The organism is Nonomuraea sp. CA-143628 (assembly GCF_050942315.1).
Taxonomy (GTDB): Bacteria; Actinomycetota; Actinomycetes; order Streptosporangiales; family Streptosporangiaceae; genus Nonomuraea.
On the sequence record NZ_CP192072.1, the window covers coordinates 760,652 to 786,623 of the forward strand.

General features: G+C 69.9%; 25 protein-coding genes. 6 read left to right on the forward strand and 19 right to left on the reverse strand.

What is annotated here, in order from left to right:
* Nucleotides 1-36: 36 nt before the first annotated feature.
* The 6 genes from ACQP2T_RS03655 to argH form a co-directional block, all read right to left on the reverse strand.
* Complete coding sequence (locus ACQP2T_RS03655) at nucleotides 37-858, reverse strand: polysaccharide deacetylase family protein (RefSeq protein ID WP_433514779.1); 822 nt, start codon at nucleotides 856-858, stop codon at nucleotides 37-39.
* Entirely contained in the window at nucleotides 855-1,658 is an 804-nt protein-coding gene (locus ACQP2T_RS03660) for an ABC transporter substrate-binding protein (protein WP_433514780.1), read from the reverse strand. The genes ACQP2T_RS03655 and ACQP2T_RS03660 overlap by 4 nt, the downstream gene beginning before the upstream one ends.
* A gap of 75 nt (nucleotides 1,659-1,733) precedes the next feature.
* Nucleotides 1,734-2,486: an amino acid ABC transporter ATP-binding protein gene (locus tag ACQP2T_RS03665; protein WP_433514781.1), complete on the reverse strand. Its 753-nt coding sequence runs from the start codon at nucleotides 2,484-2,486 to the stop codon at nucleotides 1,734-1,736.
* Nucleotides 2,483-3,304: an amino acid ABC transporter permease gene (locus ACQP2T_RS03670; RefSeq protein ID WP_433514782.1), complete on the reverse strand. Its 822-nt coding sequence runs from the start codon at nucleotides 3,302-3,304 to the stop codon at nucleotides 2,483-2,485. The genes ACQP2T_RS03665 and ACQP2T_RS03670 overlap by 4 nt, the downstream gene beginning before the upstream one ends.
* 9 nt (nucleotides 3,305-3,313) lie before the next feature.
* On the reverse strand, nucleotides 3,314-3,880 hold the full coding sequence (locus tag ACQP2T_RS03675; RefSeq protein WP_433514783.1) for a helix-turn-helix domain-containing protein: 567 nt from the start codon (nucleotides 3,878-3,880) through the stop codon (nucleotides 3,314-3,316).
* Nucleotides 3,877-5,331, reverse strand: a complete 1,455-nt coding sequence (gene argH / locus ACQP2T_RS03680; RefSeq protein ID WP_433514784.1) for an argininosuccinate lyase — start codon at nucleotides 5,329-5,331, stop codon at nucleotides 3,877-3,879. Before argH ends, ACQP2T_RS03675 begins: the two co-directional genes overlap by 4 nt.
* Nucleotides 5,332-5,402: 71 nt before the next feature.
* Here argH and speB point away from each other — a divergent pair, with 71 nt between their 5' ends.
* A complete protein-coding gene (gene speB / locus ACQP2T_RS03685; protein WP_433514785.1) occupies nucleotides 5,403-6,335 on the forward strand; it encodes an agmatinase in 933 nt (310 codons plus the stop codon).
* On the forward strand, nucleotides 6,332-7,906 hold the full coding sequence (locus ACQP2T_RS03690; RefSeq protein WP_433514786.1) for a thiamine pyrophosphate-binding protein: 1,575 nt from the start codon (nucleotides 6,332-6,334) through the stop codon (nucleotides 7,904-7,906). The genes speB and ACQP2T_RS03690 overlap by 4 nt, the downstream gene beginning before the upstream one ends.
* Before the next feature lie 49 nt (nucleotides 7,907-7,955).
* On the opposite strand, the gene ACQP2T_RS03695 is transcribed toward ACQP2T_RS03690, so the two are convergent.
* Complete coding sequence (locus ACQP2T_RS03695; RefSeq protein ID WP_433514787.1) at nucleotides 7,956-8,822, reverse strand: AraC family transcriptional regulator; 867 nt, start codon at nucleotides 8,820-8,822, stop codon at nucleotides 7,956-7,958.
* 123 nt (nucleotides 8,823-8,945) lie between these two features.
* Here ACQP2T_RS03695 and ACQP2T_RS03700 point away from each other — a divergent pair, with 123 nt between their 5' ends.
* Together ACQP2T_RS03700 and ACQP2T_RS03705 are read left to right on the forward strand one after the other, a co-directional pair.
* Nucleotides 8,946-9,911, forward strand: a complete 966-nt coding sequence (locus ACQP2T_RS03700) for a DMT family transporter (protein WP_433514788.1) — start codon at nucleotides 8,946-8,948, stop codon at nucleotides 9,909-9,911.
* 206 nt (nucleotides 9,912-10,117) lie between these two features.
* Nucleotides 10,118-11,032 (forward strand): M23 family metallopeptidase, encoded by a 915-nt coding sequence (locus tag ACQP2T_RS03705; RefSeq protein WP_433514789.1) that lies wholly within the window; start codon nucleotides 10,118-10,120, stop codon nucleotides 11,030-11,032.
* Between the two features lie 124 nt (nucleotides 11,033-11,156).
* Here the strand turns inward: ACQP2T_RS03705 and ACQP2T_RS03710 are convergent, their stop codons facing one another.
* Nucleotides 11,157-12,074, reverse strand: coding sequence for an EamA family transporter (locus tag ACQP2T_RS03710; RefSeq protein ID WP_433514790.1), 918 nt, complete (start codon nucleotides 12,072-12,074; stop codon nucleotides 11,157-11,159).
* 208 nt (nucleotides 12,075-12,282) lie between these two features.
* Here ACQP2T_RS03710 and ACQP2T_RS03715 point away from each other — a divergent pair, with 208 nt between their 5' ends.
* Nucleotides 12,283-13,389 carry a diaminopropionate ammonia-lyase gene (locus ACQP2T_RS03715; RefSeq protein WP_433514791.1) on the forward strand — a complete coding sequence of 369 codons (1,107 nt, stop codon included), beginning with the start codon at nucleotides 12,283-12,285 and terminating at the stop codon, nucleotides 13,387-13,389.
* A gap of 9 nt (nucleotides 13,390-13,398) precedes the next feature.
* Here ACQP2T_RS03715 and ACQP2T_RS03720 read toward each other — a convergent pair whose 3' ends face one another.
* The 7 genes from ACQP2T_RS03720 to ACQP2T_RS03750 all read right to left on the reverse strand — a co-directional run bounded on the left by ACQP2T_RS03720 (nucleotide 13,399) and on the right by ACQP2T_RS03750 (nucleotide 21,887).
* Entirely contained in the window at nucleotides 13,399-14,172 is a 774-nt protein-coding gene (locus ACQP2T_RS03720; protein ID WP_433514792.1) for a GNAT family N-acetyltransferase, read from the reverse strand.
* Between the two features lie 100 nt (nucleotides 14,173-14,272).
* Nucleotides 14,273-16,138 carry a hypothetical protein gene (locus ACQP2T_RS03725; protein ID WP_433514793.1) on the reverse strand — a complete coding sequence of 622 codons (1,866 nt, stop codon included), beginning with the start codon at nucleotides 16,136-16,138 and terminating at the stop codon, nucleotides 14,273-14,275.
* A gap of 2 nt (nucleotides 16,139-16,140) precedes the next feature.
* Nucleotides 16,141-16,971: a carbohydrate ABC transporter permease gene (locus tag ACQP2T_RS03730; protein ID WP_433514794.1), complete on the reverse strand. Its 831-nt coding sequence runs from the start codon at nucleotides 16,969-16,971 to the stop codon at nucleotides 16,141-16,143.
* Nucleotides 16,961-17,902: a carbohydrate ABC transporter permease gene (locus ACQP2T_RS03735; RefSeq protein WP_433514795.1), complete on the reverse strand. Its 942-nt coding sequence runs from the start codon at nucleotides 17,900-17,902 to the stop codon at nucleotides 16,961-16,963. The genes ACQP2T_RS03730 and ACQP2T_RS03735 overlap by 11 nt, the downstream gene beginning before the upstream one ends.
* Nucleotide 17,903: 1 nt before the next feature.
* Entirely contained in the window at nucleotides 17,904-19,166 is a 1,263-nt protein-coding gene (locus tag ACQP2T_RS03740) for an ABC transporter substrate-binding protein (RefSeq protein WP_433514796.1), read from the reverse strand.
* A gap of 20 nt (nucleotides 19,167-19,186) precedes the next feature.
* The gene (locus ACQP2T_RS03745) at nucleotides 19,187-20,791 is read right to left on the reverse strand and encodes an FAD-dependent oxidoreductase (protein WP_433514797.1); all 1,605 of its coding nucleotides are present in this window, start codon (nucleotides 20,789-20,791) and stop codon (nucleotides 19,187-19,189) included.
* A gap of 85 nt (nucleotides 20,792-20,876) precedes the next feature.
* Entirely contained in the window at nucleotides 20,877-21,887 is a 1,011-nt protein-coding gene (locus ACQP2T_RS03750; protein WP_433514798.1) for a LacI family DNA-binding transcriptional regulator, read from the reverse strand.
* Between the two features lie 288 nt (nucleotides 21,888-22,175).
* On the opposite strand from ACQP2T_RS03750, the gene ACQP2T_RS03755 reads away from it, so the two are divergent.
* Nucleotides 22,176-22,754, forward strand: a complete 579-nt coding sequence (locus ACQP2T_RS03755; protein ID WP_433514799.1) for a hypothetical protein — start codon at nucleotides 22,176-22,178, stop codon at nucleotides 22,752-22,754.
* A 14-nt stretch (nucleotides 22,755-22,768) separates the two neighbouring features.
* Here the strand turns inward: ACQP2T_RS03755 and ACQP2T_RS03760 are convergent, their stop codons facing one another.
* The 4 genes from ACQP2T_RS03760 to ACQP2T_RS03775 form a co-directional block, all read right to left on the reverse strand.
* Nucleotides 22,769-23,146 carry a helix-turn-helix domain-containing protein gene (locus ACQP2T_RS03760; RefSeq protein WP_433514800.1) on the reverse strand — a complete coding sequence of 126 codons (378 nt, stop codon included), beginning with the start codon at nucleotides 23,144-23,146 and terminating at the stop codon, nucleotides 22,769-22,771.
* Nucleotides 23,143-23,421 carry a hypothetical protein gene (locus ACQP2T_RS03765; protein ID WP_433514801.1) on the reverse strand — a complete coding sequence of 93 codons (279 nt, stop codon included), beginning with the start codon at nucleotides 23,419-23,421 and terminating at the stop codon, nucleotides 23,143-23,145. The genes ACQP2T_RS03760 and ACQP2T_RS03765 overlap by 4 nt, the downstream gene beginning before the upstream one ends.
* Nucleotides 23,422-23,616: 195 nt before the next feature.
* Entirely contained in the window at nucleotides 23,617-25,032 is a 1,416-nt protein-coding gene (locus ACQP2T_RS03770) for a pyridoxal phosphate-dependent decarboxylase family protein (RefSeq protein ID WP_433514802.1), read from the reverse strand.
* A 41-nt stretch (nucleotides 25,033-25,073) separates the two neighbouring features.
* Nucleotides 25,074-25,883, reverse strand: coding sequence for a helix-turn-helix domain-containing protein (locus ACQP2T_RS03775; RefSeq protein ID WP_433514803.1), 810 nt, complete (start codon nucleotides 25,881-25,883; stop codon nucleotides 25,074-25,076).
* Nucleotides 25,884-25,972 lie beyond the last annotated feature (89 nt).

Here is a 25,972-nt window from a genome sequence, read left to right on the forward strand (position 1 = left end):
CCGCTCCCTACAGACGGCCGGCTCATGCCGCTCCTTTCAGACGGCCAGGTCATGCCGCCCCTTCCACCAGGTGGCCACGTCCACGCCGGTGGCGAACCAGACGTCGTCGTGCGCGCGCATGTGCTCGAACAGCCGCTCCAGCAGCAGGATCCGGCCCGGCTTGCCGGACACCTTGGGATGCCACAGCGTGCTCAGGCACAGCCCCTCCGCGTGGTAGCCGTCGAACTCGCGCTTGTAGTTGTCGAGCGTCGAGCCGTAGCCCGCGATGCGATCCAGCCCGGCCGGGTAGTCGGGGCGGCGGGTGTAGGCGAGATAGGCGTAGTCGTCCATGTCCCAGCGGACCGGGATCTCTACCAGCCCGCCCGAGTGCAGGTAGGGGCGGTCGTCGCCGCGCATCGAGCTGGAGTAGACGAACCCCTCCTCGGCCAGGATCCGCGCGGTCACCGGCGACCAGTCGCCCGACGGCGTACGGAAGCCGACCGCCTCGACGCCGAGTACGTCCTTGAACACGGCCTGGCTGCGCGTGAGGATCGCGCGCTGCTCGGCCTCGGTCTTGCCGTAGTACGGCTCGTGCCGGTAGCCGTGGTGCGCCATCTCGTGCCCGCGCTCCACGATCATCCGGCAGCGATCCGGCCAGGTCTCCACCACCCAGGCGGGCGTATAGAAGGTGGCGGGCAGCTCGAAGGCGTCCAGGAGGTCGAGGATCCTGGGCAGCGCCCGCCACGGCCCGTACGAACCGAGCGTGAAATATTCGGGTTTGGCGAAGACGCTGCCGTCCAGCATCGCCGCCCCCGTCGGCCCGTCGAGGTCGAAGGCCAGCGACACGCACGACTTGTTCCCGTACGGCCAGCGACTCACGTGGGCGAGCCGTTGAGGGTGATCTGCTTGATGGCGTTGTCCTTGAGACCCCACTTGTCGAGCAGCTGCTGGTAGGTGCCGTCCTTCTGCAGGGCGCCGAGTGCCTTGACGACCGCGTCGCGCAGGCGGGTGTCCTGCTTGCCGAATCCCATGCCCTGGTTGACCTGGGTGAACGGGTCGCCGACGACGTTGAACTTGCCGGGGTCCTGCTTGGCGATGTAGGGGAGGGTCTCGCTGCCCTGTACGGCGGCGTCGAGCCTGCCCTGGGTGAGCTGGGTACGCGCGTCCGCGGAGCCCTCCGTGCCGATGATCTTGATCGGCTTGCCGGCGCAGTTCTGCTCGCTCCACTTCTTGATCTCGTCAGGGAAGGACGTACGGCGGCTGGCGCCCACGGTCTTGCCGCACAGGTCCTTCGGATCGGCGACCTTGGTCGTGGAGAAGAACTGCGCGCCCGAGGTCATGTAGCCGACGAGGTCGAGCGTCTTGCGGCGCTCGGGCAGGTCGCTCATCCCCGAGAGGATCATGTCGATCCGCCCGGTGGTGACCGCGCTCTGCAACTGCTCGAACGACGTCTCTTGCCACTTGAACGTGACGCCGAGCTGCTTGCCGATGGCGTTGCCGAGGTCGATGTCGAAGCCGGTGAGCTGGTTGGTCGAGGGGTCCTTGAACTCCAGCGGCGGGTAGTTGGGCACGTTGCCGACCACCACGGTCTTGGATTCGGCGATCTTCGGCGGGAGCCCGCCGTCCGAGGCGGCCTTGAGGTCCTTCGGCGCCTGCGCGGTGCAGGCGGTAGCGGCCACGGCGAGGCAGGCGAGGAGGAGGATGGGACGAGACCGATTGGGATAAGACCGATTGGGATAAGACAAGGTGAACTCCTAGAGAACCGCTGAGAGGAAGGTTTTCGTACGCTCGTGAGTGGGGTTGACCAGCACCTGGTCGGGGGTGCCCGTCTCGATGACGCGGCCGTCGTCCATGAACACGACCTGGTTGGCGACCTCTTTGGCGAACCCCAGCTCGTGGGTGACGACGACCATGGTCATGCCGGAGGCGGCCAGGTCGCGCATGACCGCCAGCACCTCGCCGACCAGCTCCGGGTCGAGTGCCGAGGTGGGCTCGTCGAACAGCATCAGCCGCGGCCGCATCGCCAGTGCGCGGGCGATGGCGACCCGCTGCTGCTGCCCGCCGGACAGGGTCGAGGGGTAGGCGCCGGCCTTGTCCTTCAGCCCGACCCGCTCCAGCAGCTCCAGCGCACGGGTCTGGGCGGTGTCGCGCGATTCGCGCAGCACTCTGATCGGGCCCTCGACCACGTTCTCCAGCGCGGTCATGTGCGGGAACAGGTTGAAGCGCTGGAACACCATCCCGATCGGCCGCCGCTGCCGGGCGATCTGGGCGTCGCTGAGCTGGTGCAGCTTCCCGTCGCGCTCCGTCCACCCGAGTAGCTCGCCGTCGACCCAGGCGGCGCCCTCGTCGATCGTCTCCAGCTGGTTGACGCAGCGCAGGAACGTGCTCTTGCCCGAGCCGGACGGCCCGATGACGCACAGCACCTCGCCCGCGGCCACCTCCAGCGAGATGCCCTTGAGCACGTGGTGGGCGCCGAAGCGCTTGTGGACGTCGACCGCCTTGATCATTTCTTCACCCCTCGGGAGAAGCGGCGCTCGACGACCAGCTGGCCCAGACTGAGGATGGTGACCACGATCAGGTACCAGAACGTCGCCACGAACAGCAGCTCCATGACGCGGTTGTTGGCGTAGTAGATGTTCTGGGCGCTGTGCAGCACTTCCTGGTACTGGATCGCGCTGGCCAGCGACGTCAGCTTCACCATGCTGATGAACTCGTTGCCGATCGGCGGCAGGATGACCCGCATCGCCTGCGGCAGCACGATCCTGCGCATCGTCTGGAAGCGCGTCATCCCGATCGCCTGCGCGGCCTCGGTCTGCCCCTGGTCGACCGAGAGGATGCCGCCGCGTACCACCTCGGAGGTGTAGGCGCCCTGGCAGATGCCCAGCCCGAGCAGCGCGGCGATGAACGGGGTCATCAGGTCGACCGTGCGCGCCTCGACGATGCCGGGGATGACGAAGTAGGGGAAGACCAGCGCCAGGTTGAACCAGAGGAACAGCTGCAGCAGCTGCGGCGTGCCACGGAAGATCCACGTGTAGAGGGCCGAGACGGCGCGGGTGACGGGGTTCTGCGACATCCGCATCACCGCGAACAGCACGCCCAGAGCCACCCCGACGATCATGGCGAGCACGGCCATCACGATGGTGTTGACCACGCCGGTCAGGATGGCCTCCGCGGTCAGGTACTGCCCGACCACGCTCCACTCGATCTGCCCGCCGGCGAACGAGACGACGATCGCCACGAGGGCGGCCACCACGAGGATCGCCGCCACGTAGCGGCCGTAGTGCTTGCGCGCCACCCGGGGCAGGTGGGCGACATCTGTGGACATGGGGATCTCCTAGGAGCGAGAGGTCAGAGCGGGTGACAGCACCCACAGGACTCGAGCGACCTGATCGCCGGGGTTGGTGAAGGTGTGGGGGGTGTCGCCGGGGAACAGGAACGAGTCGCCCTCGCGCATCTCGACCCGCTCGCCCGCGGCCTCGATCGTGAACAGCCCCTTGAGGACGTGCACGAACTCGATGTCGACGGGCAGCGTGTACGGCTCGCGGCCCGACCCGCCGCCCGGCTCGATCTCGCTGAGCAGGACCAGCAGCCTGCTCTCGTCCTTGGGCGTCAGCTGGTACTCGGTCATGCCGCTGCCGCCGAACTCCAGCCTGACCCGGCTCTCGGACCTGACCAGCCGCCCGGCCGAGCCGGCGAACAGGTCGGCCACGTCCAGGTCGAGCGCCTCGCACAGGCGCAGCAGGGAGGCGACCGAGATGGACACCTGTCCCCGCTCGAACCTGGACAGGAAGCCCTTGGTGAGCCTGGCCCGCTCGGCCACCTCGGTGAGGCTGAGCCGGCGCCGGCGCCGCAGCTCACGGGCCCGTGGGCCAAGTCCGGGCGAGTCCGGAAGCAGGATCACGTCGCGGGACCCTGGTAGTCGCGGGCCCAGGCGCGCTGCCGCGCCAGCACGTCGGTGAGGCGGTCGATCTGCTCCAGGACCCGGTCGGGGGAGGTGGCGCCGTAGCCGGTACGCGCGGCGAGAGCCGCCTCGACGGTGAGGTGCGGACGCACGTCCGGCGTCAGCCGCGCGTCCACCGCGGCCAGGTCGGCGTCCGACAGTTCGTGCAGGTCCAGGCCCTTGTCCTCGCACGTACGCACGAGCACGCCGGTGATCTCGTGGGCCTCGCTGAACGGCACGCCGCGGCGCGAGAGCCAGTCGGCCGCCTCGGTGGCCAGCGTGAAGCCCTCGGTCGCCTGCCTGCGCAGCTCGTCGACGTTCACCGACAGCGTGCGCACCAGGCCGGCCATGGCGGGCAGCACGATCACCAGGGTGTCCACGGTGTCGAAGACGGCCGCCTTGTCCTCGGCCAGATCCCGGTTGTAGGCCAGCGGCATCGCCTTCAGCGTGGCCATCAGGCCGTTGAGGTTGCCGAGCAGGCGGCCCGCCTTGCCCCGGGTGAGCTCGGCGATGTCGGGGTTCTTCTTCTGCGGCATGATCGAGCTGCCGGTGGCGAAGGAGTCGTGCAGCTCCACCCAGCGGAACTGGCGCGAGGCCCAGTTGCAGATCTCCTCGGACAGCCGCGACAGGTTCACCCCCAGCATCGAGGCGGCGAACAGGAACTCGGCCACGTGGTCGCGGCTGGCGACGGCGTCGATGGAGTTCTCGCACGGCCCGTCATAGCCCAGCTCCGCGGCCGACAGCTCCGGATGTACGGCGATCGCCGACCCGGCCAGCGCCGCCGAGCCCAGCGGGGAGCGGGCGGTGCGCCGGTCCCAGTCCGCCAGCCGGTCGGCGTCGCGGGCGAACGCCTGCGCGTGGGCCAGCAGCTGGTGCCCGAACACGATCGGCTGGGCGGGCTGCAGGTGGGTGAAGCCGGGCGCCGCGGTACGGATGTGCGCGCGGGCCTGCTCCACCAGGCCGTCCTGCAGCTCGGCCAGCGCCAGGACCAGCTTCCTGGCGTTATCGCGCAGGTACAGCCGCAGGTCGTTGGCCGTCTGGTCGTTGCGCGAGCGGCCGGCGCGCAGCTTGCCGCCCACCTCGCCCAGCCGCTCGACCAGGACCCGCTCCAGGAAGGTGTGCACGTCCTCGTCGGAGTCGTTCGGGCCGACGCGTCCGGCGCGTACGTCCTCGTCCAGCGTGTCGATCTCCGCCAGCAAACGCGCCGCCTCGGCCTCGTCGACGATCTCGGCCCTGAGCAGCTCACGGACGTGAGAGCGCGAGCCCGCCAGATCGTAGGCCGACATGCGGAAGTAGCTGTCGGGTGAACGGGACAGGGCGAGCAGGGACGGGTCGGCGGGCGAGCGGAAGCGTCCACCCCAGAGCTTTTCGGACAACGCGGTTGCCTTCCGGTAAACGAGGTTTTCCGACATAGTGGTCTGCGGCGCCAAGGGTGTCAATAGCAGCCTTTGTCCGGAAACGTGCTGTTCACAGGGGGAGTTACATGTCTCAGGGACCCGTCGACGCCTCGCGGGTGCCACGCTTCGCGGGGCCCGACACCTACGCCCGGTTGCCCCGCATCGACCAGGTGGAGCGGGCCGAGGTCGCGATCGTGGGCGTGCCGTTCGACAGCGGGGTCTCCTACCGTCCCGGCGCCCGCTTCGGCCCGGCCGCGGTGCGTCAGGGCAGCAAGCTGATCAGGCCGTACAACCCGGCGCTGGACGTCTCACCGTTCGCCGACCTCCAGGTCGCCGACGCCGGGGACATCGCGTGCAACCCGTTCGACATCGGCCAGGCCATCGACACGATCGAGCAGGCCGCCGGGGAGTTCGAGGCCAAACTCGTCACCATCGGCGGCGACCACACCATCGCGCTGCCGCTCCTGCGTGACGTGCACCGCAAGCACGGGCCGGTGGCGCTGCTGCACTTCGACGCCCACCTGGACACCTGGGACACCTACTTCGGCGCCGAGTACACCCATGGCACGCCGTTCCGCCGCGCGGTGGAGGAAGGCATCCTCGACACCGAGGCGCTCAGCCACGTCGGCATCAGAGGGCCGCTGTACGGCAAGGCGGACCTGGCCGAGGACCGCAGGCTCGGCTTCGGCATCGTCACCTCGGCCGACGTCATGCGGCGCGGCCCCGACGAGATCGCCGACGCCCTGCGCCAGCGGATCGGCGACCGCCCGCTCTACATCTCCGTCGACATCGACGCGCTCGACCCGGCCCACGCTCCGGGCACGGGCACCCCGGAGGCAGGGGGCCTGACCAGCCGCGAGCTGCTGGAGATCCTGCGCGGGCTGTCGGGCTGCAACCTGGTCGGCGCCGATGTGGTGGAGGTGGCCCCCGCCTACGACCACGCCGAGATCACCTCGGTCGCGGCCGCGCACGTCGCCTACGACCTGATCAGCCTGTTGGCGCTGGGGAAGCGGGCATGAGGACCGGGGGAGACCTGGTCGCCGAGACGCTGGTCGCGCTCGGCGCCACGACCGTGTTCGGCGAACCCGGTCAGCACGCGCTCGCCATGTTCGACGCGCTGCGCCGCTCGCCGCTGCGCTACGTCGGCTGCCGCACCGAACTGGGCGTCGCCTTCGCCGCCGACGGCCATGCCCGCGCCACCGGGACCGTGACCCCGTTCATGGTCTCCACCGGTCCTGGCGCGCTGGCGACCCTGCCCGCCCTGATGGAGTCGCGCCTGGCCTGCGCGCCGGTGGTCGGCATCTCCAGCCAGATCCCGTCCGACGGGCTGGGCGGCCGCAGGAAGGGGTACCTCCACGAGCTGCCCGACCAGGCGGCCTCCTTCCGGGGCGTGGCCACGTCGGTCCAGGTCGTACGGGCGGCTTCACAGATTCCCTCCGCGCTGGCCCTGGCCTGGGAGGCGGCGCTCAGCGTGCCGCAAGGTCCCGCGTGGGTGGAGATCCCGCAGGACATCCTGCTCGCGCCGACGGACATCCCGGTGGTGGCCGACCTGAGCGTGCGTCCGCGCACGCCGCGACCCCGTGCCGAGCTGGTACGACAGGCCGTACAGGCGCTCGACGCCGCGTCTAACCCCGTCATCCTGGCCGGCGGCGGGGTCGCGCTGTCCGGGGCGGGGCCCGAGCTCCTCGCCCTGGCCGAGCGGCTGAGCGCCCCGGTGGCCACCACGTTCGCCGCGAAGGGTGTCTTCCCCCGCGAGCATCCGCTGTCGTTGCAGTCGTGGCTGGAGGACCGCTTCGTCACGGAATTCCTCGAAGAGGCGGATGTGCTGCTGGTCGCGGGCACAGGGATGGGGGAGCTGTCCAGCAACTACCACACGATGCGCCCGCGCGGCCGTGTCATCCACATCGAGGCCGACCCCGGCAAGCTGGAGGCCAACACGAGCGGGTCGCTCGCCGTACACGCCGATGCCAAGGCGACGCTGGGCGCGCTCGCCGAGGCGGTGCGGCCCAGGGAAGGCGACGGGCGCGCGGAGGCGGCCGTGGCGGCCGTGCTGCGGCGGGTGCGCGACCGGCTCAGCGGCCACGAGCAGGAGTTCGCGCTCCTGGAGTCGATCCCGTCCGACGTGCTGTCGTTCTGGGACATGACCATCCTCACCTACTGGGCGTGGTCGGCCTTCCCCGGCCACATGTGGTCGGCGCAGGGCGCGGGCGGCCTCGGGTACGCGCTGCCCGCCGCGGTCGGCGCGGCGGGTTCCGGACAGCGCGCGCTCGCGATCTCGGGCGACGGCGGCGCGATGTACGGCCTGGCGGAACTGGCCACCATGCGCCAGCACGACCTGGACGTCACCTGGCTGATCGTCGACGACGGGGGCTACGGCATCCTGCGCGAGTACATGACCGGCGCGTTCGGCACTCCCACCGGCACCGAACTGGTCAGGCCGGACTTCGCCGCCCTGGCCGCGTCGTTCGGGGTCCCCGCTCGCGTCGCCACGCCCGCGTCCCTGGCCGGGGAGCTCACCGACGCCCTGGCCGAGCCGGGCCCGAACGTCGTGATCCTGCACGCCAGTCCCCGCATGTTCGCCGGCACCTGAAACCGCCGCTCCGCGCGTCGCCGGCAGCGGGCATCAGCGGCGGCGAGCCTCAGGGTCTCGCCAGGCGGTATTGGGCGGGCGTGACGCCGTACGAGCGGGTGAACCAACGAGTCAGATGGGCCTGGTCGGTGAATCCGACCTCGCTCGCCACCCGGGCCGTGGGCCGTCCCCGGGCGAGCAGGCGGCGGGCGGCACGCAGGCGCAGCTGGCGCTGGTAGTCGCTGGGCGCCAGTCCGTACGTCGTGCGGAAGGCCCGATAGACGGCGTACCGGCTGGAGCCGGTCCAGGCCGCGAGGTCGTCGGCGTTGATCGGCTCGGTGTAGCGGTCGTCGATCAGCTCGCGGGCCTTCGCGGCGAGATACGCGGCAGTGGCCGCGCGGAGGGTGGCGGGTGGTTCGGGGGGTCTGCGCGCGGCGAGGCGGACAAGGGCGGCGATCGTGCCGGAGAGCAGTTCGTCGCGCTCCAGCGGGTCGGCGCCGCCCAGCAGCGCGGTGTGCAGGTCGCGTAGCCGCGTCGCCAGGGCCGGAGAGTTGAGGACCGGACTGGCGAACAGCGGCAGTCCGGCGGGGCGCCGCGTCACGTCGGTGAGGACGTCGGTGATCAGCTCCTGGCCGATGTGCACGATCCGATAGGTGAATCCCAGCTCGTGGGCCGCATGCCCGTCGTGGACCTCATCGGGGTTGAACACCATGACCATCCCGGCCGCGCTCGTATGCCCGGCGCCGCGGCAGGTGAAGGTCTGCGCGCCTTGCTCGGTGACACCGAAGGAGTAGGTCTCGTGGCTGTGGCGGTGATAGCGGTGGCTGAGGAAGCGCGCGTACATGGCCTCCAACGGCATCTCGGCCGAGCGCCAGTAGCTGGTCCATTCCCGGGCCGCGTGGCCCCTGCCGGTCATCTCGTCATCACCTCGTTCCATGGATGTGAGTACGACTCGCGGCGCACGAGCGTACAAGACCAGCCCATCGCCTTGAGCACAGGATGGTCGCTGCTGTCGCGCCCGCCTCCTTGTTTCCAGGGCGCGGAAAGACGGAGGTTCCCTATGGCAGACACGGAAACGAGTGGCGCGGGCCGGACCCAGCCCTACGTACTGCTGGCCACGACGATGCTGCTGTGGGGAAGCGGCTTCAGCAGCTCCAAGGTGATCGTGGATCACCTGCCCCACTCCGTGGTCGCGACGTTGCGTTTCGGCGGTGGAGCTCTGGCGCTCCTGGTCGCCCTGCGGTTGTCCCGGCAGCTCGGCGGTGCCCGCCGGCGGTCGTCGCCGCGGGACTGGGCACGGGCCGCCGGGGCGGGCGTGATCGGGGTTTTCGCCTACAACCTGTTCTTCTTCTGGGGGCTGTCACTCGCGCCGGCGATCGACGGAAGCAGCATCGTCCCGGTCATGAGTCCCGTGCTGACCACCGCCTTTCTGCTGATCACGCGGAAGGAGAACGCGTCAGTGGCGCGGGTGGCCGGGTTGGCGACCGGAGCGGTCGGCGCGCTGATCTTCTTCGCGGGTTCGGCCGGAGCCGCGGGCACGGGCCAGGCCCGGCTCATCGGTGATCTGCTGTTCCTGCTCAGCGCCTGCTGCTGGGCGGCGTTCACGCTGTCCGGTCGCCGCGTGCTCGCCGGCATCGAGCCGCTCAAGGCGACGACGTACGCGACGCTGAGCGGGGCGGTGCTGCTGGCGATTTACAGCGCGCCGGCGGCCACCGAGGTCGCCTGGCAGGATGTGCCCGCCTACGTCTGGCTGAACGTCGTCTTCGTGGCGCTCGGCCCGACGGCGGTGGCGAATCTGCTCTACTACCGGGGCATTCACGCCGTGGGTCCCGCGTCGGCGTCCATCATGATGTTCGTCGTGCCCGTCATCGGGACGGCGTGCTCGGCCGTGTTCCTGGGCGAGTCCTTCGACACGGTGCAGGCCACGGGAGCGGCCGTGCTCCTCGTCGGCGCGGTCCTCGCCGTCACCCAGGGCAGGTTCCGGGCGCGGCGGCCCGACACCGCCGCTCGGCAACCCACCTCGTAGTGGTGCGCTATGCGGGGCATATGCGAGTGATATGCGGGCCCTCGATTACCTTTCTGCTTCGGGTTCGCCCTGAAGGCGGCCCTCCCTTCCGATAGAACGGGATCACCATGGCGCCGACGTAGTCCTGTCCCCACAGGACTCTCGGCATCAAGGAACTGAGCGCTAAGCGTCTCCCCCCATACGCACCTGTTCAGAGAGAAGTGAGCATGCTCGCAATCGGCAGGCCGACCTGGCCGAAGACCCTTAAACTTGCCGTCCTTGCCGTGTCGGCCACTTTCGCGGCGGCAGCGCTGATTCCCCAGGCCGCCTCAGCGCAGGGCAGCAGCGTCATGGCCGTGTCCCACAAGAGCCCGTTCAACTGTGGGAAGACCTTCAACGCCAACAACTGGACCCCCACTCACAACCCATCGGGCTCCATCGACTGGCAGAACTACGGCAGCGACACCATCAACGGTGAGACCGTACGCGCCACCGCCGCCGGCACCGCGTACTTCTACAACTTGGGAAACACCAGCTACGGCAGGTATGTGGAGATCCGTCACAGCGACGGCACCAGAACCCGGTACGCCCACCTCGCGACCCAGGTGAAGGCGGCCGGCAGCTCCATGACCGTCAGCCAGGGCACCGTGATCGGGACCGTCGGCTCGACGGGCGGCTCCAACGCTCCCCACCTGCACTACGAACAGCGCACCTCCTCCGGCGCGATGGACACCAGCCCGACCGTTGAGGGCGTGACCGTGTCCTTGGGCACGAAGAAGGCCATCAAGAGCACCAACGGGTGCGGCGGGGGTGGCACCCCCAACCCCAACACCCCCGAGAGCGTCTGTGGCGCCGGGTTCACGGTCATCGACTCAGCCGCGCTGACGGGTGGCCGCGCCTACCTGCTGTACAACTCGGGCAACAGCAACAACTGCGTCGTGACGCTGAAGACGACGAACCTCGGCAAGGGGTCGGCGGTGTCGGCCTTCCTGGAGCCGCAAGGGGCGGACAGGAAGACCGACTCGGGCAGCTTCGACTACTACGCGGGACCGGTGAAGCTCGCCGCTCCCGGAAAGTGCGTCAAGTGGGGCGGCTCGGTCGGCAGCAGCACGTACACCAGCGGCTTCGAGCACTGCGACTAACCTCACGGCCGGTCGCTGAAACGTTCTGTCGAAGGCCACTGCCCCATCATGGGTAGTGGCCTTTGAACTGCAGGGTCGAGTTCACCGCGCTCACCCGTCGCAGCGTAGCGGGGGCTGGGGGGGCTCAACCGGCGGCGAAGGCGCCGACGGAAGCCGCGCACAGCAACAGCCCTGCGGCGTGCGCCAGGCTGGTCCGCTCGCGCAGTACGAGGGCGGCCAGGGCGATTGTGAAAGCGGGGTAGAGGGAGGTGATGACGGCGGAGACGGTGAGTGTCGCTTCGCGGGTGGACAGGAAGTACATAACGGTCGCGCCCACGCCCAGGACCCCGGTCCAAACCGCCGCCCACGGCACCTGTGCCATCCAGGGCAGTCGCGCCGGGCCCGTGGTCCGGGCCGCTCCAGCGGTCCGCGTCGCTTCGACGGGTTGGGCCGCCCGCGCCTGCCAGTCCCGACGGCCGGCCAGCGTGTAGACGGCCAGGACCACGACGGCGGACAGCTGGCTCGCGGCCACCGGCCACAGGCCCGCTGTGTCCCCGGCCCGGCCGAGGCAGACGAACAGGGCGGCGAAACCGAGCCCGGCCAGCAGCCCTTCGGCCACTCCAGCACTACCACCACCGTCACCGCCGCGCTTGCCCGGCTGCGCGGCGACCAGCCAGATCCCGGGGATGGCCAGGGCGACGCCGAGGACCGCGAGCCCCGTGAACTCCCCGCCGGACAGCAGGTCGACCGGGATGGGCAGACCGGCCGCGCCGACGGCCGACAGCGGCCCGGCCACGTTCATCCGTCCCCGGGACAGCCCGCGGTAGAGGGCCAGCGTCCCGACCGCCCCACCGAGCCCGGCGCCGATCCCCCATCCGATCGCGCCCATGCTGGGCTGGGCGCTGACGGCAAGGGCGGCGGCCAGGCCACCGATCGCGGCGGCGGACTGCCCGACGAGCCCGACCAGCGCGTAGTGGGTACGGCGCGACAGCAGCCCACCGAGGAAGTCCGAGGCGCCGTACAGGGCGGCGGCGGCCAGGGCGAGCAGAACCGCCGACGGCATCAGTGCTCACCGCCCGACGCGGTAGCGAGGTGGCACGCGTTCGGACTCGTCAAAGCGCTGTCCACGATGGTCCGTCCTCTCTCAGGAGTCATATGAACCATGCTCGCGGCGGATTGGATGCCTGGACAGGGCCGATTCCAGTCTGCGGCAGAGGTCCGATTTCCGCATTCGCTGGACCGATGGTCGAAGCGGGCCACAGGCTGGGGACGTGCTAGATGACGCTTCTTCCACGACGACCCTGCCGTGGTTCGCCCGGCCCGCCGCCCGGTCCTGGACCTGCGCGCCCGCTCCTGCCGGAGTGCGGGACTTCCACGCCGCCTTGCCCGGCTACGCGCCCACTCCGCTGACCGAACTTCCCTCCCTGGCCGCCGAGCTGGCGGTCGGCCGGGTGTTCGTCAAGGACGAGTCGTCCCGTCTCGGGCTGCCGGCCTTCAAGGCGCTGGGCGCTTCCTGGGCGGTGCACCGGGCTCTGGCGGAGCGTACCGCCGTGGAGCCCGTCACGCTGGTCAGCGCCACCGACGGCAACCACGGCCGCGCCGTGGCCAGGACGGCGCGGCTGCTCGGGCGGCGCGCGCACATCTTCGTCCCCCGAGGTGTCCATCCGGACGCTGTGGTGGCCATAGCCGCCGAGGGGGCGGAGATCACCCGGGTGCCGGGCTCGTACGACGACGCCGTGCGCCAGGCGGCCGAGGCGGCCGGCACCGCCGCCGACGCGATCCTGATCCAGGACACCGCCTGGCCCGGCTACGAGACGATCCCGGGCTGGATCGTCGAGGGCTACTCCACCCTCTGCGTCGAAATCGACGAGCAGCTCGCCGCCGCCGGAGCCACGGCGCCCGGGCTCGTCGCCGTCCCGGTGGGTGTCGGCTCCCTGGCCCAGGCCGTGGTCACCCACTACCGCGGCCGTCCGCCCGTATCGGCGCCGGCCTTGCTGTCGGTCGAGCCGGAAGCCGCGGCCTGCGTCATCGAGAGTCTCACCCGTGGCGAACCCGTCAGCGTCACCACCGGCCCAACCGCCATGGCCGGGCTGAACTGCGGCACCCCGTCCAGCATCGCCTGGCCCTACCTGTGTCGCGGGCTGGACGCCGCGGTCGCCATCACTGACGCCGCCGCCGCTCGCGCGGCCGGTGACCTGGTGGAGCTCGGTGTTTCAGCGGGCCCGTGCGGGGCCGCCGCGCTCGCCGGTGTCCGCGGGGTGCTCACCGGGGAGGGCGCCGACGGGCGCCGTAGGGCGCTGGGGCTCGGCCCGACCTCGGTGGTCGTCCTGCTCAGCACCGAGGGCACGGCCGCCAACCCGCATGGGGCCTGTCCTTGAACCCGCTATTCAGCCGAGATCCGGATGGGGGACGTAGCGGTCCGGTTGGATCAGGTCGAGGCCGCCGTCGTCGGCCATCAAGGTGTCCATGTCCCCGATGCGCCAGCCGGCGCCGAGCAGCGTGGGCACGAGGGGATGCGTCCCCGGGACCGCGATCCGGGCGGTGCCCGCCTCGGCGGCGGCGAGGGCGCCGAGCACCGCGTCCGCGCAGTCCTGTGGGCTGACCCCGCCGCCCGGCCCGATGACGACATCGTGGCCGGTCCGGCGGGCAGCGGCGTAACCACCGTCCGTGGCGTACACCGCGACATCCGGCAGGGCGGCGTACCAGGCAAGGGTGGCACGACGCGCCCCTCCGGAGGCGTGGGTGTCCAGCGCCGCGATGTCGTCCGCATCCGTTCGCCGTACCGGTGGCGCGGGCAGTCCCGCCGTCGGCCCGGTCAGGTAGAGCAGCGGGATCCAGGGACGCAGCCCGTGCCGGACATAGAGGGCCATGGCGCGGGGGTCGGACGAGGCGAACGTCACTTTCGGCCCGTTTTCGGAGAGCAACTCCGTGAGCATGGTCCGGCCCACCCCTGAGGACTGATGCTCGGGCAGTACGAACAGATCGCCCAGGTGGGTGAGGGGGCCACGCCGGAGCGTGCCACCGAAGCCGAGCGCTCCACCGGCCTCGTCCGCGGCGAAGAGGAGCGTGCCGAAAGAGCGCTCGGCGTCGAGGAAATCGGGTGTACCGGACCATCCGGCCAGCAGGCCGAACCTCTTGGCGACCTTCCGTACGGCGGGCATGTCATCGGTTGTCGCGGCTCGAATCACACGTCCTCACTTTAGAGCGGGAGCGTGCTTGCGAGGTGGCCGACGGGGCGGAGCACCCGGCCCGTCGGTCGCGTCAGCCCACGATGACCGTGAGGTCGAACGTGCCCTGGTGAGGGATGCGGAGGGCGTGGAAGCGGCGGGCGCCGTCGCGGAAGTAGCGCACGCTGCCGGCCGCGACGGTCGCCTCCATCGCGGTGCCCCAGCGGAAACGGATCGTGGTGCGGCCTCGGCGGACGTCGAAGCCGTCGGCGGTGGCCGTGGTCGACCCGCCGAACGTGGCCTGCGTGCCGTTCGTGAAGGTGAGGACGTCCGTGGGACGGAGGACGAGGGGGATCTGCTCGGTGGCGGCGGCGTTCGCCTTGACCGTGCGCCGGATCGTCCGGGGGGTGACCAGGACGTCCGTGGCGACGTTCGCGTTGCCGTAGCGGATGCCCAGGGCGGCGGGGGGCGGGCCGCCGGTCCACTCCTTGCCGCCGGGGGCGCCGCGGAAGTAGGTGGCGGGCAGGGGGCCGTTGGAGTCGGGCGCCTGGCCGGGGAAGACGGTGGCCCAGCAGGCGTAGTTGTTGTCGTTGAGCCCGCAGATGATCGTGCCGGCTTCGGGATGCCACAGGAAGGTCAGGCCGGTGCGGGCGAGGGAGGCGCGGTCGCCGAAGTAACCGCCCAGGTACAGGCCGGGCTTGCGGACGTACAGGAAGTCCTGGCCACGGTCCTTGCGCAGCTCGACGAAGTTGTCGGAGCGCAGGTAGGGCAGGTCCGCGATGGCGGCGGCCCGCTGCCGTCTGGTGGGGAACCCCTCGCCGTAGAGGCCGTGGGTGAGGATGCGCGGTGAGGTGTCCTGCTTGGCGAGCGGCGTCACCGGATCGGTGGACCTGGCCCAGGCGGCGCGGGCCTCGGCGAGGTCCTCGCGGGCGGTCATGAAGGCCGACAGCAGCGGCACCTGGCGGATGAACGTCCAGTTGAGCGCGGTCCTGTCGGGGTCGGGCCGGACCTCGTCGTACCAGCGGGCGCTGGTACGGGTGGAGGGGGCGACGTTGACCATGTACCCGGCGCCGTCGGGCTCGCGCAGCAGGTTGTAGGACAGGAAGCCGGTGAAGGCGCGGGCCATGTTCACCAGGTTCAGGTCTGCGGTCTGCTGGTAGGCGTCGGCCATCTCGGGGAGCATGACCTCGAAGTTGTAGTTCATGTCGTGGCCCCCTTTCTCGTGGAAGAAGCCGGCGGTGCTCAAGCCGGTCGCGGCGAGGCGGGGGAACGCCTCGGTCAGGCCCTTGGCCAGCGCGGGGTCGGGGTCGAGCTTGAGCGCCAGTGAGGCCCCGGCCAGGCCCGAGGTGGTCTGGTTGGCGTAGCTGAGGGGTTCCTGCCAGACGGAGTGGTTGGCGGGATCCAGGAACCAGGTCATGGCCTTGTGCAACGCGGCGGTGATCTGGGCCTGCCTCGTCGGCAATGCCCCGGCCGCGCGCAGGATCCGCAGGGTCTTGGCCAGGTAGCCGATGCCGAACCCGGTGGGGGCCAGGCCGTGCTCGTCGCGGCTGTACTCGGGGAAGGAGCCGTCGGAGTGCTGGAGCGACAGGTAGTGGCCGAGCGCCGCGTCGAGCGCGGCCAGCAGGTTCGCGTCCCCCGCGTACGGGTTCCACGGGCGGGCGTTGGCGTAGAACCAGGCCAGCGTGAAGACGTGCTCCTGCACACGAGCGTTGTACGACGCCGCCGGCGAGCGCCACCAGCCACCGGCGAAGAAGCCGCTGTCGTCCATGTCGTTGACCATGGGCGCGAGGGTGGCCAGGTACGGCGCGAAGCGCTGCTCTTGGGGAGAGAACGAGGCGCGATTCAGGGTGGACAGCGGCGGCAGGTCTGGGACCGCCGCGAACGCGGAGCCGGGCACGAGCAGGGGGGTGGCCACCGGGAGCAGAGCGGTGGCGCGCAGGAGGGTGCGGCGAGAGAGCATGATCAGCCTTTCAGACCGGTGTGCGCGAGCCCCTCGATGAACTGCCGCTGGGCCAGCACGAAGACGACCAGGATGGGGAGGGCGGTCATCGTGGCGGCAGACAGCTGTACGTTCCACAGGGGCGAGCCGTAGGCGTCGACGAACTGGGTGAGCGCCTGCGGCAGGGTGAACTTCGACGGGGTCGACAGGAACACGATCGGTTCGAGGTAGAGATTCCACGAGTGCAGGAACGTGAAGATGGCGACGGCACCGAGCGCCGGCCTGGCCAGCGGCAACGCCACCCGGTAGAAGGTGCCGAAGCGGCCGAGCCCGTCGACCCTGGCGGCCTCCTCCAGCTCGCCGGGCAGCGTGATGAAGAACTGCCGCATGATGAACGTCGCCAGCACGCTGGGCGCGCCCAGGATCGGCACCAGGATCAGCGGCCAGTGCGTGTCGGTCATCCCCAGGGTGTGGAACATCTGGAACAGCGGGACGATCGTCACCTCGCTGGGGATCAGCAGGCCGACGAGCACGACCAGGAAGAGCACGTTCTGGCCGGGGAAGCGGACGCGGGCGAAGGCGTAGCCGGCCATCGCGGCCACCGCCATCGTGCCGACGGTCACCACCGCGGCGATGTAGAGGCTGTTGAAGTACTGCTGCCCGAACGGCTGCAGCTCGAAGACCCTGCCGTAGGTGGAGAAGTCGAACCTGGAGGGCACCAGCGCGGGCGGGAAGGCGAAGATGTCGCCGATCGGCTTCACCGACGAGGTGACCATCCACCAGGTCGGGAAGACGAACGGCACGCACAACACGCACAGCAGCGCGTACAGCGCGAGCTTGACCCTACGACTCATGGAAGACCCACCTCCGGCGCAGCCGCCACTGCAGCAACGTCAGCGCCGCGACGATCAGGAACAGCAGGACCGACAGGGCGGCGCCGTAGCCGAGGTGCCGGAACTGGAAGGCCTGCTGGTACAGGTAGTAGACGAGGACGGTGGTGGACATGCCCGGCCCACCCTGGGTGAGCACGGCGATCTGGGCGAACACCTGCAGCGACCCGACCACGGTGACGATCGAGGTGAGCAGGATCGTCGGGCTGATCAGGGGCACCGTGATGCGCAGGAACCGGGTCCAGGCGCCGGCGCCGTCGAGCTGCGCCGCCTCGTACAACTGGCGCGGCACGCCCTGGAGCGCGGCCAGGAACAGGACCATGTTGAGGCCCACGTTCTTGACGACCTGGACGACGATGACCGACAGCAGGGAGGTGGTCTCGCCGCGCAGCCAGTTGGGACCGTCCACGCCCACCACGCCGAGCACGCCGTTGACGCCGCCGTCCTGCTGGAGCAGGAACTGCCAGACGATGGTCCAGGCGACCAGCGACACCAGTACCGGAGAGAAGAACAGCGTCCGGAAGAACGTGGTGCCGCGCAGCCGCTGGTCGAGCAGGATGGCCAGGAGGAGGGCGAGGGCGAGGTTGAGCACGACCAGGCCGACCGAGAAGAGCGCGGTGCTGGTCAGCACCTGCCCCATGTTCGGGTCGGCGAGCAGCTTGGCGTAGTTGTCGCCGCCGACGAACTCGAACGTGCCCGCCAGTACGTTCCACTCCTGGAGGCTGTAGTAGACGACCAGGCCGAGCGGCAGCAGGACGAACAGCGCGCTTCCGACGAGCTGCGGCGAGATCAGCAGGTAACCGACCAGGGCGTCGCGCCGGGGGATCGTCCAGAAGGGGCGGCGCCGGGTGGCGGCGCGCTCGGCCACCCGGTTGCCCAGATCCGTCACCGTCACGTCATCCGCCCAGCAACGGCTGGATCTTCGCGCACACGCTGTCCAGCACCGCCTTGACGTCGGCGTCCGGCTTCCACAGCGGGTCGAGCGCGGCCCTGGTGGTCTGGGCGAGCTCGGCCTGACCCTTGTGGCTGGGCTTGACCACGCCCTTCTCGATGCCGTCGATCACCACTTCCTGGAGCTGGTCGCTGTTCAGCATGGGACTGGTCTTGGCCATGGTGTCGGCGGTCAGCAGGGAGCTACGCGCGGGTGGGAAGTACGCGGCGAGCTTGGCGGAGTTGGCGGCGTTGGTGAAGTAGGCGAGGAAGTCGGCGGCCTGCTCAGCCCTCGGCGACTTCTTCAGCACGCCGATCCCGGCCTGGCCCATGACCGCGTACTTGCCCTTCGGCCCGGCGGGCAGCGGCACCAGGTCCCACTTGAACGTCGCGTCCTTCAGCATGGCGGCGCGGGAGATCTGGGCCACGGCCATCGTGGTGTCGCCGGAGAAGAAGTCGACGGCGGTGCCCGGCCCCGGCATGGACTTGTCGGTGAAGATCGCCTTGTGGACGAACGTCATGGCTTCCACCATCTCGGGCGAGTTGAACTGGCAGGTGGCGCCGTCGTCGCTCCACGCCTTGGCGCCCCAGCCCTGCCAGATGGTGGCGAGGTTGTCCCAGGCCTTGTAGTCGAAGTTGAGGATGGTCAGACCGTTCTTGCCCTTCGCCGCGACGGCCTTGTTGATCTCGTTGGCGTGCTCCCAGTCCCACTGGCCCGCCTTGATCAGCTCGCGCGGCGACTTCTGGCCTGCGGCCTTGACCAGGTCGGTGTTGACGAAGATGCCGAAGGGCGAGGTGGAGAACGGGTAGGCGTACAGCTCGCCGCCGTTCTCCCACAGCCGGGTGGCGGCGGGGACCAGCTCGTCCGCTTTCTCGATCTTGCTCTTGAGCGGGACGAGGGCGCCGGAGCCGACGAAGTCCGGGGCGGAGTTCTCCAGGATCCACGCCAGGTCGGGGGCGTTGCCGCCGGCGATCTGGGTGGTCAGCGTGGTCGTGTAGTTCTCGAACGGGATCGGGTCGAAGGTGATCTCGCCGACCTGCGGGTGGGACTTGCGGTATTCGGCGGCGATGTCCTTGAACAGCTTCAGGTGGGCCTCGTTGGAGGTCCAGATCGACATGCGCAGCGGCTGCAGGCCCTTCGCGGCCGGTGCGGCGTCACCGCCGCCGCAGGCGGTGGCTGTGAGGAGGGCGGTCAGCGTCAGGGCCGCAAGCTTCCCGGGTGCTTTCATGGGGGATTCTCCTTATGGCTTCAGTAGCCGGTGACGTCGGGCCAGCGCAGCTCCACGCCGTCGCCGCCGAGCCGGTGCTGGTAGTCGGCCAGGAGCCGCCCGTCCGCGCGCACGGCGTGCGGCGTGGTGGCCTGGTCCAGGCAGAAGGCGGCGAGCGCGCCGGCCGCCTCGCCGACGTTCCACTCCACCGGGTGCAGGCGGTAGGCGCCGTTGGTGATGTGGGTGGTGCCGATGTTCTTGGAGGCGGGCAGCAGGTTGGTCATCCGCTGCGGGATCAGCGCCCCGAGAGGGATCTCGAACGGGGAGCAGGCGACGTCGATGTAGTTGTCGCCGCCGGTCGAGGGGTGCAGGTCGATGCGGTACATGCCCACGCCCACCGAGTCGTGATAGGAGGCGGCGCCCTTGTCGCCGCGTACCGCCACGGACAGGTCCTGTTCGGTGACGGTGGTCAGGGCCCGGATGCGCCGGGACTCGCGGATGTAGGGGGCCTGGGCGAGCCCGTCGGCGCTGCCCGTGACGTCGCCGCGCAGCCGCAGGCCCGGGTAGCCGGTGCCGCCGTCGTGGCGGGGGGCCTCGGTCTGCAGCCAGTACATCACCGACATCGACAGCTCGCGGGCCGCCGCCAGGTGCCGATCGGCGTCCGGCACGTCGATGATCGGCCCTTCCAGGTAGTCGATCATCGGCCAGTTGACCAGCGTGATGTCGCTGTCGTACGTGCCGGGCCGGAAGTTGTCGCGGGCGGCGATCCTGCGGAACGTCCACAGGTTGCCGTCGCCCGGATTGACCCGCTGGTCGGCCTCCACCAGGCGGGGGTCGTCACCCGGATTCGGGGTGAAGGAACGCTCCACGATCTCCAGCGTCCGCGGGCTCGGGCAGCGCCACGACAGCAGCCGGTCGCCCCAGAAGGGGGGTTGGTAGGCGCGCCAGAAGTCGTACGAGGCGGGCTTGTCCACGGTGTGGTCGCCGTCCACGTGGTCGATCGCGAAGCACACGGACACGGCCTGCATGTTCATCGGCTGGGCCGTCGCCGGGGCGCTCGGCTCACCGGTCTCGTCCTGCGACTCGAAGCCGGTCACGTACTCGGCCCCGGTCAGCGGCAGCAGCTCGCCGGTCTCGGTGGCGTCCAGCACGTACGCCGCCACCGCCGTGATCTCGTCGCCGCTGTCGCGGTGCGCGAGCCGCACGGCCGTGACGCGGTCGCCGTCCACCTCGGCCCTGATCGGCCGGTACGGCTGCAGTACGCGTAACCTGCCCGACCCCCGGTAGGGGGCCAGCATCTCGTCGATGACCGCGACGGCGACCCGCGGTTCGTGGCACAACTTGCTGACGTGCCCGGCGCCCGGATTCAGCTCCCGCCAGGCCCGCGCCCGCTCGGTCAGCGGGTAGTGGTCGCGGTAGTAGCGCCGGATGCCGTCGCGCAGCGCGCGGTAGCTCGCCGTGACGCCGAACCGCTCCACCCAGGTGTGCTCGTCCGGGGGCACGGCCTGGCTGGTGAGCTGTCCGCCCAGCCAGTCGTACTCCTCGGTGAGCACCACCGAGCGCCCGGCCCGCAACAGGGCCAGCGCGGCGGCCACGCCGCCCAGCCCGCCGCCGACGACGAGTGCGTCTGCCGATATCTCAACCACGTGGGGTGTTACCTCTCCTCAAGTACGGTCTGTGTCTGTGCCCGTCACGGGGCCCAGGGTCATGTCCGGGGTGCGGGTGCCAGCGTCATGTCCGGAGTGCGGGTGCCAGCGTCGATCCCTCGACCAGCTCGCACGCCAGCAGTTCCTGCGGAACACCACCGCGTTCCAGCACCCCGGTAAGCAGCTCGACGGCCCTGCGCCCCATCTGCCGCCGGGGAATGCGGAACCCGGCGAAGTCGATGTCGGTCGACACCGGCCTGGTGGACGCGCCCAGCGCGAGAATGGACAGGTCGCGCGGCACGTCCAGGCCACGGGCTCGGGCGCTCTCGACGATGGCCACGCCGTCGGCCAGCTCCTCGGCGAACACCACGGTCGCACCGGAGTCGAACAGCCCGTCCGCGGTGGTCAGGTGCAGCCCTTCGACACCGGTCGCGGCCACACCTTCGGTGAAACCGCGCAGCCGGTCGGCGAAGGACTCCGCGCCCGCCCCCACTCCGACATAGGCCATCCGGCGGTGCCCGAGCGCCGCTGCCCGCTCGACCAGCGCGCGCATCGCGGGCGGGTAGTCGGCCCCGACGTACGGCACCGGCCCGCCGGCGTCGTCGCGACGGCCGACCGAAACGAACGGGATGCCTTCGGTCAGCAGCCGAGACAGGTCGTCCCGGTCGATCGTCCGGCCGAGCAGAACGCATCCGTCGGCCAGCCGAATGCGGCTCTCCCCACTGAAGATCCGCCGCCGCTCACCCTGCTCCACCTTGGCACTGGTGAACAGCAGCAGGTCACACCCCGCCTCCTCGGCACACTCCTCGATGCCGACCAGGAACGGATGGTAGAAATCAGCACCTTCCGCCGGAAAGACGGCCTCGTAGGTGAACACGCCGTAGATACGGTTACGCCGCTCGGCCAGCCCGCGCGCCGCCGGGTCGGCGACGTATCCGGTCTCCCTGATTACTTGGAGTACTCGGTCGCGGGTCTCAGGCGAGATCCGCACCTCGCCGTCGGCCCGCCCGTTGAGCACCAGTGACACCGTCGTCTGGCTCACTCCGGTCATGCGCGCGATGTCCTGCTGCGTCAGACGGCGCCCTGAACTCGTCACTGTGCGTATCACCTATCGTCCTGCTAATGCGCATTAGTTCGGTCATTGTGAAACCGGACATTAGAGGATGTCAAGGGGTAATAGCTGAAGTAATTCGTATTATCAGCAGTGTCGGTCTTGGCGAGGATGGCGACGCCCAGTAACGTCGCCAAAACCCGCCCACGGTATCTGACCTGGCCTTCCGGGGCTGTGACCAGCCCAACCTCGACGCCTTTGTCCGCCCAGCAGAGGGGCGGTCCCGGCTACTGTGCGGCGAACGGCCGGAAAGCCGGACGGAGGAGCGAACGAGTGAGCAGGAAGCTGACAACCGACCCGGCGGCTCTCCGCAGCGCGGCGAACGATCAACTGGCAAGTACAGAAGGAGCATGGGCCGGCGGAGCCGTCGCTGTTGAGGGGTTCCTCCGACAGGTTGTTGCCGATATCGGCCGAATGCCGACGTTGAGCGTTGCCGATGCCGAGTTCCGGCATTACAGCTCTGGATATGCGTCCTACATCGACGTCTTCATCACCAAGCGAGACGGCTCGATGTGCCGTTCCGACAGCGGCTGGACGGAGGTTGGCGGGTTACCCCTGGCACTGAGCCGGCTCGCTCCACTGGCGGCACTCTTCAAGCCCGACGTCCGATCATCGGGGCCTGGCGGTGCCGGTAGTCGCGGCATGCCGGATCTGTCGCTGGTCACGGACGCCGCCCCACCGGGATGGGAGGAGGAGTTTCGGCAGATCGGCCAGGCGCTCGATCGACACGATGTCGCCTTGCTCGGTTCTCAGGTCCTCAGCTTGCGCTTAGAGGCCGGGCTGCGGGTGGAAACAAACCTTGGCAGCCCGCCGTACAGCGTGTTCGATGCCTGGTTTCACTGGATGGACTGATACGTCGTGGCGGATCACGCTGATCGCTGGTCGGAGGAGGTGGCGCGCAGTTGCGCCAGGTCCAGTTCGATACGGCGTCCGTGGACGGTCACGACGATGCTGGCGCTTTCGGCTCCCGTTGCCGTGAGGTAGTCGAACAGAGTGGACAGCAGCATGTCGCTGCGATTCTCCAGCCGGGACACCACGGCCTGTCCCACGCCGAGTTTCCTGGCCACTTCGACCTGGGTCATCTGTCCGGCTTTGCGGATCATCGCTAGGTTCATGGCATAGGCGCGGTCCATTTCCTCGGCCGCCTCGTGCGCCTGGGCCACGTCAGCGGCGAGTTCGGGATCGGCGAGTAGTCGGTCCAGGTGTTCGTTGCCGCGGACGAAGGTGTTGTCAGGCTCGGTCATGGCTTCTCCTCAAACGCTGTCTCCCGTTTCCACTGATCGATCAGCCCGTCCGCGCGTGCGGCCACGCTGTCATAGAACAGATCGCCCAGCTTGGCTTTGTCGCCGGCGAACAAGGCCACGACGACCTTCCCGGTGTTCGGTGGAAACCAGCAGATCAATCGCACCGCCACCTCCGGATGGTAGGCGTGCGACACCCGCCACAGCTGATGACGGCGCGACTGGCGAACCCACCGGAGCGTGGCCGTTTCCGTATCCGGGGCGATCGGTCCAGTCATATTCCGAAGCTGATCCAGGGCGCGGGCGGTGAACACCAGGAGCAGCCGCGATCACTGATCGCCGGCGCGGGCTTCTGTTTCGAGCCGGTCAAGCCACGCACCGAATTCGGCTGGCCAGTCAATGTCCACACACCCACTATGCCATCAGGGTCATATGCCTTTCAAGTCATATCACTCCGGAGGTGGCATCTTGGGTCAGCACGCTGATCGGATGATTCCCAGCGCCTCCTCGACGCGATCCGCGTGGGTGCGGAAGCTGAGCACGCACAGGCGCAGGAAGAACCTGCCGTCGATGGTGGTGCTGCTCAGGTACACGCGCCGGCTGGAATTGATCTCGGTCAGGAGCCGCCTGTTGTCCTCGTCCGTCCCGCGCAGCCGGAAGAGCACCACGGTCAGGTCCGGGTCCCACGGCACCTCGAAGCGGGGGTCCTGGGCCAGCTGATGGTGGACATGGACGGCGAGGTCGAGCTTCTCGTCCAGCTCCCGTTCAAAGGCCCGTACGCCGTGCAGATGCAGGGGCAGCCACAGTCGCAGCCCGCGGAACTCCCGGGTCAGCTCCACCCCGAGGTGCCCGAAGTCGGGCAGGTCGTCCACCGGGCTGAGGTCCTGCAGGTAACGGGCGTCGGCCGCGTGGGCGGCATGCAGTACGGCCGGGTCGCGCACCAGGAGCAGGCCCGTGCCGTAAGGCAGGAACAGGCTCTTGTGCGGATCCAGCGCGATCGAGTCGGCCGCCTCGATCCCGGCGAGCCGGTCCCGGCCCCGCTCGGTGAGCTGGAACCCGCCACCGTAGGCGGCGTCCACGTGGAACCACAGCCCTTCCTCGCGAGCCAGCTCGCCCAGCTCCACAAGCGGGTCGATGGTGCCGGAGCTGGTGGTTCCCGCGGTGCCGACCAGCAGGAACGGACGCAGCCCCGCGGCGCGGTCGGCGGCGATCATCTCGGCCGCTGACGAGACGTCCATGCGCAGGTCCGCGGCGGCGGGCACGGTACGGATCCGCTCGGCGGGCAGGCCGGCGACGCGGGCGGCCTTGGCGACGCAGTAGTGCGTGTGCTCGGTCACGTACAACGTGCCGTCGCCCAACACGCCGTCGCCGTCGCCGTCGCCGTGTCCGTGGAAGTGGGCGTGGCGGGCGGCGAGCAGTGCCGAGAGTGTCGCTACCGACGCGCCCGTCGTGACCAGCCCGCCCGAGCCCTCCGGCAGCCCGAACCGTTCGCAGAACCAGGTCAGCACCCCGTGCTCCATGGCGACCAGCGCGGGCGCCACCTGGGCCACGCCGGTGAAGCGGTTGACGGTCTGGGCCAGCAGTTCGGCCAGCGCCGCTGTGACCAGCCCGCCCGCCGGGAAGTACGCGAGATAGCCAGGACCGGCCGTGTCCACGCCTTGCCCGGCGGCTTGGCGGAAGAGCTCCAGGAGCGCGGCGAAGTCGCCGGGACCTTCGCCGGGCGGGCGCCGCAACGTGGTGACCAGCTGTCCGGCCTGCCGGTAGTCGCTCGCGGGCGCCGAGTCCAGCTCGCGGACCCAGTCGGCGAGGAAATCCACCGCGTGCCGGCCCAGGCGCTGAATGGCGGAGGGGTCGAGTTCGAGAGGGAGAGCGCGTTCGTCGGTCGTCATGCGGGCACGGTAGATACGCGGCGTACGCGAAGGATTGGACGTTATTGCACCCCGCGCTGGTAGGCACGCGGCGGCACCCCGACGAGGCGCCGGAAGTGCCGCGAGAGGTGCGACTGGTCGCAGAACCCCACCGTGACGGCCGCCTGCGCGGGCGGCATGCCCTGCCGCAGCAGCTCGCGAGCCTTCGCGACGCGCAACTGGGTCACGTACGCGTGCGGCGGCATGCCGTACGCGTGCCGGAAGGAGCGCAACAGGGCGTACGGCGTGACCCCCGCGGTGGCCGCCAGCTCGGTCAGGCCCGGCGGGTCCGGCATCGTCGCGTGCAGCAGATCCCGTACCTGGGCCATGCTCTTCCTGCCGGTCCGGCGGGCCTGGCGCTGCGGTCGGCGCGTGCCGTACGCGCGGAGCATGAGGGTCAGCAGCGTGTGAAGCTGGGAGTCCGCGGCCAGCGACGCGCCGGACTCCGCCGCGCGATGGGCGGCCGCCACTCGCCGGGCCATCCGCGGGTCGGTGATCACCCGCCGCTCGAACGACGGGGTCCCGCCGGGCACGCCGAGCTCGTCGGCGACCTCCCGCACCTGCTCGACGCTCGGGTACAGCACCCGGTACGTCCATCCGTCGGTCGTGTGGGGCCCGCCTGTGTGGACGACGTCCGGCTCGATCACCACGACCTCGTCCGTCCCCGCGTACTGCACGCCGTCAGAGAACCGGATCTCCTCCTGGCCGGCCTCCAGCGTTCCCATCGCGTACGTCTCGTGGCTGTGCCGGGCGAACCGGTGCCGGACGAACTGCGCACGCATCAGGTCCAGGCCACCGAGCCCGCGGTAACGCCAGTAGTGGGCAGATTCCACATATCCCTTCATAGCGCGAAACCGGGTGAAACGCGCCGGCGCGCATCACCCGGATGGAGGATGCCGGGGCGGCGTGATGGGCGATGTCG

Bases quoted from the DNA above. Each gene is read 5' to 3' on its own strand.
- ACQP2T_RS03665 (WP_433514781.1), bottom strand. From the start codon at position 2,486: ATGATCAAGGCGGTCGACGTCCACAAGCGCTTCGGCGCCCACCACGTG.
- ACQP2T_RS03670 (WP_433514782.1), bottom strand. From the start codon at position 3,304: ATGTCCACAGATGTCGCCCACCTGCCCCGGGTGGCGCGCAAGCACTAC.
- argH (WP_433514784.1), bottom strand. From the start codon at position 5,331: ATGTCGGAAAACCTCGTTTACCGGAAGGCAACCGCGTTGTCCGAAAAG.
- speB (WP_433514785.1), top strand. From the start codon at position 5,403: ATGTCTCAGGGACCCGTCGACGCCTCGCGGGTGCCACGCTTCGCGGGG.
- ACQP2T_RS03690 (WP_433514786.1), top strand. From the start codon at position 6,332: ATGAGGACCGGGGGAGACCTGGTCGCCGAGACGCTGGTCGCGCTCGGC.
- ACQP2T_RS03695 (WP_433514787.1), bottom strand. From the start codon at position 8,822: ATGGAACGAGGTGATGACGAGATGACCGGCAGGGGCCACGCGGCCCGG.
- ACQP2T_RS03700 (WP_433514788.1), top strand. From the start codon at position 8,946: ATGGCAGACACGGAAACGAGTGGCGCGGGCCGGACCCAGCCCTACGTA.
- ACQP2T_RS03705 (WP_433514789.1), top strand. From the start codon at position 10,118: ATGCTCGCAATCGGCAGGCCGACCTGGCCGAAGACCCTTAAACTTGCC.
- ACQP2T_RS03710 (WP_433514790.1), bottom strand. From the start codon at position 12,074: ATGCCGTCGGCGGTTCTGCTCGCCCTGGCCGCCGCCGCCCTGTACGGC.
- ACQP2T_RS03720 (WP_433514792.1), bottom strand. From the start codon at position 14,172: ATGCCCGCCGTACGGAAGGTCGCCAAGAGGTTCGGCCTGCTGGCCGGA.
- ACQP2T_RS03725 (WP_433514793.1), bottom strand. From the start codon at position 16,138: ATGCTCTCTCGCCGCACCCTCCTGCGCGCCACCGCTCTGCTCCCGGTG.
- ACQP2T_RS03730 (WP_433514794.1), bottom strand. From the start codon at position 16,971: ATGAGTCGTAGGGTCAAGCTCGCGCTGTACGCGCTGCTGTGCGTGTTG.
- ACQP2T_RS03740 (WP_433514796.1), bottom strand. From the start codon at position 19,166: ATGAAAGCACCCGGGAAGCTTGCGGCCCTGACGCTGACCGCCCTCCTC.
- ACQP2T_RS03760 (WP_433514800.1), bottom strand. From the start codon at position 23,146: ATGACCGAGCCTGACAACACCTTCGTCCGCGGCAACGAACACCTGGAC.
- ACQP2T_RS03765 (WP_433514801.1), bottom strand. From the start codon at position 23,421: ATGACTGGACCGATCGCCCCGGATACGGAAACGGCCACGCTCCGGTGG.
- ACQP2T_RS03770 (WP_433514802.1), bottom strand. From the start codon at position 25,032: ATGACGACCGACGAACGCGCTCTCCCTCTCGAACTCGACCCCTCCGCC.